The following is a 5,698-nucleotide window of genomic DNA, read 5'->3' as shown; positions in this document are numbered from 1 at the left end:
GGCGGAAACGGCGCGCTCCGGGGCTCCGCCGGTGCCGGCGAGGTGACCCCGACGCCCTCGAATCCGCCCAGCCGCTGTTAAAAGGGGGCCCTTCCTTACATCAGGTGGGTGCGGAGGAAGTCCAGTTCCAGGCGGAGGAGGCGTTCGGCGAGGCCACCGGCGGCCATATGGGTGGCGCCGGTCAGCGGGAGCACCGAGTGCGGCCGGCCGGTGGCCAGCAGCGCCGCCGACAGCCGTAGCGTGTGCGCCGCCACCACGTTGTCGTCGACCATGCCGTGCACCAGCAGCAGCGGCCGGGCCTGCGCCGGGTCGGTGACCGGCTCGGCGGCCAGCTCCACCAGCGAGTGGTGCGCGTACACGTCCATGCCGTCGTCCGGCAGGCCGAGATAGCGCTCGGTGTACGCGGTGTCGTACAGGGCCCAGTCGGTGACCGGCGCCCCGGCGATCCCGCACCGGAACAGCTCCGGATGGCGCAGCACCGCCAGCCCGGCCAGCCACCCGCCGAACGACCAGCCCCGCACCCCGACCCGGCCGAGGTCCAGGTCCGGGTGCTTGTCGGCGAGCGCGGTGAGCGCCTCCACCTGGTCCTGCAGGATCACGTCGGCCACCCGCCGGTGGATCGCCTTCTCGAAGGACGGGGCGACGCCCGGCGTACCCCGGTTGTCGACCACCACCACCGCGAAGCCGGCGTCGGCCCACCACTGCCGCTCCAGCCAGGCCGACCGCGCGGCGAGCACCTCCTGGTGGCCCGGCCCGCCGTAGACGTCCAGCAGCACCGGCAGCCGCCGGCCGGTGACGTGGTTGTCCGGGTAGAGCACGGCCGAGGGCAGCCGCCGGTCGGTCACCCGTTCCAGCAGCGGCAGTGGGGAGTACCCCGGGGTGGCGGCCAGCGAGCGCAGCGGGCCCACCTCGCGGTCGCCCTGCCGCACCGTCCACCGGATGCCCGCGTGGTCCAGCGAGGCGCTACCGACGACCAGCACGTCACCGCCGACCGCGGCGGCGTGCCAGCCCGGGTCGGTGGTGAGCCGGCGGGCGTCGACGCCACCGCCGATGCTGGTCCGCACCCGGAACAGGTGCTGCTCGCTCGGCTCGCCGTCGCTGGCCTCCACCAGCAGGTCCGCCGGGCCGGTGCCGGCGGCCAGCCGGCCGACCACCCGGCGTACGTACAGCGAGGGCGGGGTGAGCAGGGTGCCGTCGGCAAACAGGCAGCGCGCGTCGTACCCGTCGTGGGCCAGCTCGCCGCCGACCAGCACCCGCCCGTCGGGCAGGTGCGCGGGCGTACCCGGGATCGGCTCCACCCAGCGCGGGTCGGCCAGTTCCGCGTGCACCTGGGTCTCCCCGGTGCGCGGGTCGACGGCGAGCACCAGCCCGTGCTGCTGCGAGCGACGCAGCACGGTGATCAGCGGGGCGCCCTCGGCCCAGTGCACCGAGGTCAGGTACGGATAGGTCTCCCGGTCCCAGTGCACGTCGACCCAGCCGCCGTCGAGGTCGAGCAGGTGCAGGCTGACCTCCGCGTTCGGCCCGCCCGACACCGGGTACGCGACGCTGGCCGGCGGGCTCGCCGGCTGCGCCGGGTCGTGCAGGTGCCAGCGGGGCAGCCGGGACTCGTCGACCCGGGCGGCCAGCACCGACCGCCCGTCCGGCGCCCACCAGTACCCGCGGTGCCGCCCGAACTCCTCCGCCGCGATGTGCTCGGCCAGCCCCCAGACCACCCCGGCGTCCTCGCCGGCGAGGATCGTGTCGGTGCCGTCGATGCCCACCACCCGCAGCTGGCCCCGGCGTACCCCCTCGGCGACGTCGGTCACGTACGCCAGCCGTTGGCCGGTCGGGTCGGGGCGGGGATCCAGCACCGGCCCGGCGGCGGGCACCTCGATCACGTCACCGTGCACCAGGTCGGCCCGGAACAGCCGGCCGGCCAGCGCGAACACCGCCACCCGACCGGCGCCGTCGAGGGCGTACGAGCCGATGCCCGAGGCGCTCAGCCGCAGCCGCTCGCGGCGGGCCCGTTCCCCGGGGCTGAGCGCGCCGGGGTCGGCGTCCGCGCCGAGCAGGGTGGCCGGGCAGGCGACCAGCCGCTCCTCGCCGGTCGCGACATCCAGCAGCCAGAGCGCGTCGGCCGGGTCCTCCGGTCCGGCGGAGCGCAGGAAGACCACCCGGGCACCGTCGTCGGCCACGGAGACGGCGCGCGGCGCCCCGTGGCTGAACCGGCGGGTGCGGGCGGCCAGCTCGGGAAAGTCCACAGGCCAGATCGTAGGCCGGTGCCGAGTGCGATGTGACCGACCTGGGCGGACGCGTCGGGGCCGGTACGGAAGAACTGCCGGTTAGAGTGACCGTCGTGACGACGCTGCCTGACCGCCGCCTGCTGCTGGTCCACGCGCACCCCGACGACGAGTCCATCGGCACCGGCTCGACCATGGCCCACTACGCGGCCACCGGTGCCCACGTCACCCTGGTTACCTGCACACTGGGCGAGGAGGGCGAGATCCACGTACCGGAGCTGGCCGGTCTCGCCGCCGCCGAGGCCGACCAGCTCGGCGGGTACCGGATCGCCGAACTGGCCGCGGCCTGCGCCGAGCTCGGCGTCACCGATCACCGTTTCCTCGGCGGCGCGGGGCGCTACCGCGACTCGGGCATGATGGGCCTGCCGACCAACGGGCACCCCCGGGCGTTCTGGCGGGCGGACCTGGACGAGGCCGCCGGGTACCTGCTGGAGGTCATCCGGGAGGTACGCCCGCAGGTGGTGATCACCTACGACGACAACGGCTTCTACGGCCACCCCGACCACATCCAGGCACACCGGGTGACGATGCGGGCCGTCGAGATGGCCGCCCGCGAGGGTCTCGCCCCGGCAAAGGTCTACTGGACGGCGATGCCGCAGAGTGTCCTGGAAGCGGGCATGACGCACTTCGAGGAGGCGTCGGACAACCCCTTCGCCGGCATCTCCGACGCGACCGAGCTGCCCTTCTGCACGCCGGACAAGGAGATCGCGGCGCGGATCGACGCCACCGACCAGCACCTCGCCAAGGAGGCGGCGATGCGGGCGCACGCCACCCAGATCCCCGCCACCTCCTGGCTCTACTCGATCGCCGGCAACTTCGGCGCCGAGTTCATGGGCGTGGAGTACTTCACCCTCGCGGTGGGGACGAAGGGGCCGGGCGGCGGCCCGTACGGCTGGGAGTCGGACCTGTTCGCCGGGCTGGACGTCGCCGTCGGCCCAGATCGCGCGCCGGTCAGCTCGGCCGGTCACCGGTGACCCTGCCCGCCGCGATGTCGGTCGCCCCGCAGGAGCAGGATCCGCCGCCGCCCGCGCGGGCGTGGCGGCGGCCCGTCGACGTCGGGTTGCGGGTGGCCGGCGGGCTGGTCGCGTTCGTCGCCGGAGCGGCGACGGCGGTGCTGGAGTTGCTGCTCGCCCCGCTGCGCCTCGGCGGCTACCTGGTCGGGGCGGCGGTGCTGGTGGCCGTGGTCGCGAACATCGCGTTGAGCTGGTTCGCCATCGAGGCGGTCGGACGCCGCTGGGCGGTGGCACTGCCGGCGCTGCCATGGGTGGTGATTATGGTGGCCGCCGCCGACCGGACCACCGAGGGCGACGTGCTGCTCGTCGGCAACTGGGTGGGGCTCACCCTGGTGGTGGCCGGTGCGATGACCTTCGCGGTGATGGCGTTCCGCTCGATCGTGGCCCTGCCGTCGGTTCCCGGCCGGTACTGACGACGCCCGGCTACGGGTGGTAGACATTCCTGCCAGGAGGCCCGCCATCGGGGCGGGCGGTACGGCGGGAGGCGTGCGATGGGGGAGCGGTGGCGCGCGGTCGGGGTACTCGTGGTCGCGCTGTTCGCGGTCAACGTGGTCGCCCGGCTGGTCATCCGGTTCGGCTTCGACGGTGACGACACCGCTGAGGCACGGGTGTCGCTCGGGATGTTCGTGGCGATCGGGCTGATCCTGGCCGGGGTCGCCTTTGCCTGGGGCCGGCAGCGCCCGGTCGCCCGATGGGCCGGTGAGGTCGCCACCGCGATCGGCATCGCGCTGGGATTGACCGTGCTGATCGGGCCGCTGGTCATCGGCAACAACCCGTTCGCCGGCGGTAGCGCCACCTTCTTCGCGCAGATCGCGCTCTACCTCGTGGCGACCACCGCCGGGGTGTTCCTGGGCTACCTGGTGCTCACCGCGTTGGGCCGCGACTACCGCTCGCGGAGCCTCAAGCGGTACGCCGAGACCAGCGCGGCCAAGCCCCGCCGGATCGTCCGCCGCTGACGCCGCCCGTTCGGGGCACGGTTCGCGTTGGCCTGCGTCGGTCCGTCTCGGCCTCGGTGCCGACGGGTCAGTGCGGCGCGACGCGGGTCAGATAGGTGTGGTGGGTGGTGAAACCCAGCTTGCGGTAGAGCGCGACTGCGGCGGCGTTGCTCTGCTCCACCTGGAGGAACGCGTCGGTCGCCCCGGCCTCGGCGGCCCAGTCGGCGAGCGCCCGGATAAGCCGGGCGGCCAGTCCCTGCCGGCGCGCGGCGGGCAGCACCTCGATCAGGCACAACCCGAGCCAGCGCCCCCGGCCGGTCACCGTCCCGCGGCCGACCGCGACGAGCGCGCCGTCGGCGTACACGTGGGCGAAGCGGACCTGGTCCACGGCGGTGAGCACGTGCCGAGCGGCGTCCGGCAGCCCGCCCTTGCGGCCGGCCGCCACCTCGAGCCAGTCCGCCGACGGCGCAGCCGCCAGCTCGACCACAAACCTGGCAGCCGGCTCCGCCCCCGCACCCAGCGCCGGTCGGGACCCGGTCAGCGCGGTGAGCGGGGCGATCTGTACCAGCACCGGCGGGCGGCTGCCCCAGCTTCGCAGGTCGAGCTCGGCGCCGACCGGCGCGGCCAGCGGCAGCGGCGTGTTGACCAACGCCGGCTGGCCCCGGTCGGCGTACCAGCGCTCGACGGCGTCCAGCGCGGAGGGGAGCGGCCGGTCCGGGTCGCCGACCGGCAGGGCCGAGTTGGCCCGGCCGGTCCAGCCGTCGGCGGCGCGCAGCAGCCAGTCGCCGAGGCGGGCGCGGGTGGGCGCCGGCCACGCCTCGTCGGCGGCGAGTTCCAGCTCGACCACCGCGGCGGCGGTCGGCCGCCGGGCGGCGGGGACCCGCTTGGCCCGGTGCACCTCGGCCATCGGGACGCGCAGCCGTCCCTGCCGGGTGGCCAGCGTGAGGTGGGTCTCGGTCAGCTCGACCAACTCGCCGAGGGCGTCGGAGTACACCGGGCGGCCGCCGCGATTTCCCACCACCCGCCGGACCACGATCCGGTGTCCCACGTCCTGCTCTCGGAGCACGATCGACCTCCTCCCCGGCGAGATACTAGGCTCTTACCGTCGCGGGTGATCGCGGCGAGTCTTGCGGAGGAGAAGACCGGTGACCTACATCATCGCCGAGCCGTGCGTGGATGTGCTCGACAAGGCATGCATCGAGGAATGCCCGGTCGACTGCATTTACGAGGGCAACCGGATGCTCTACATCCACCCCGACGAGTGCGTCGACTGTGGTGCCTGTGAGCCTGTCTGCCCGGTTGAGGCGATCTTCTACGAGGACGACGTCCCGGAGCAGTGGAAGGACTACACCGGCGCCAACTACGAGTTCTTCGAGGACCTGGGTTCGCCTGTGTCGCGGGCTACGCGATCTCCAACGACCTCTCCGAACGCGAGTTCCAACTCGAACGCGGCGGCCAGTGGGACAAGGGC

General features: G+C 74.1%; 6 protein-coding genes. 4 read left to right on the top strand and 2 right to left on the bottom strand.

Features of this window, described 5'->3' with window-relative positions:
• Nucleotides 1-95: 95 nt before the first annotated feature.
• Nucleotides 96-2,240 (bottom strand): prolyl oligopeptidase family serine peptidase, encoded by a 2,145-nt coding sequence (locus AB0M52_RS29435; RefSeq protein WP_363960479.1) that lies wholly within the window; start codon nt 2,238-2,240, stop codon nt 96-98.
• Nucleotides 2,241-2,326: 86 nt separating this feature from the next.
• Here AB0M52_RS29435 and mshB point away from each other — a divergent pair, with 86 nt between their 5' ends.
• The 3 genes from mshB to AB0M52_RS29420 all read left to right on the top strand — a co-directional run bounded on the left by mshB (nt 2,327) and on the right by AB0M52_RS29420 (nt 4,248).
• Nucleotides 2,327-3,253, top strand: coding sequence for an N-acetyl-1-D-myo-inositol-2-amino-2-deoxy-alpha-D-glucopyranoside deacetylase (gene mshB / locus AB0M52_RS29430; RefSeq protein WP_363960476.1), 927 nt, complete (start codon nt 2,327-2,329; stop codon nt 3,251-3,253).
• Between the two features lie 14 nt (nt 3,254-3,267).
• On the top strand, nt 3,268-3,705 hold the full coding sequence (locus AB0M52_RS29425; RefSeq protein ID WP_363960482.1) for a hypothetical protein: 438 nt from the start codon (nt 3,268-3,270) through the stop codon (nt 3,703-3,705).
• A 78-nt stretch (nt 3,706-3,783) separates the two neighbouring features.
• Entirely contained in the window at nt 3,784-4,248 is a 465-nt protein-coding gene (locus AB0M52_RS29420) for a hypothetical protein (protein WP_363960474.1), read from the top strand.
• Nucleotides 4,249-4,315: 67 nt separating this feature from the next.
• Here AB0M52_RS29420 and AB0M52_RS29415 read toward each other — a convergent pair whose 3' ends face one another.
• Complete coding sequence (locus tag AB0M52_RS29415; RefSeq protein WP_363960472.1) at nt 4,316-5,293, bottom strand: GNAT family N-acetyltransferase; 978 nt, start codon at nt 5,291-5,293, stop codon at nt 4,316-4,318.
• 79 nt (nt 5,294-5,372) lie between these two features.
• Between AB0M52_RS29415 and fdxA the strand changes: the two genes are divergently transcribed.
• Nucleotides 5,373-5,698, top strand: a 326-nt coding sequence (gene fdxA, locus AB0M52_RS29410; RefSeq protein ID WP_363960470.1) for a ferredoxin, incomplete at its 3' end; no start/stop codon positions are given.

Origin of the sequence: Micromonospora sp. NPDC051296 (assembly GCF_040682255.1) — a bacterium.
GTDB classification, from domain to species: Bacteria; Actinomycetota; Actinomycetes; order Mycobacteriales; family Micromonosporaceae; genus Micromonospora; species Micromonospora craterilacus.
This window is presented reverse-complemented; position numbering and strand designations above follow the sequence as displayed.

Coding starts and splice junctions, on each gene's coding strand:
- AB0M52_RS29425 (WP_363960482.1), top strand. CDS start 3,268: ATGTCGGTCGCCCCGCAGGAGCAGGATCCGCCGCCGCCCGCGCGGGCG.
- AB0M52_RS29420 (WP_363960474.1), top strand. CDS start 3,784: ATGGGGGAGCGGTGGCGCGCGGTCGGGGTACTCGTGGTCGCGCTGTTC.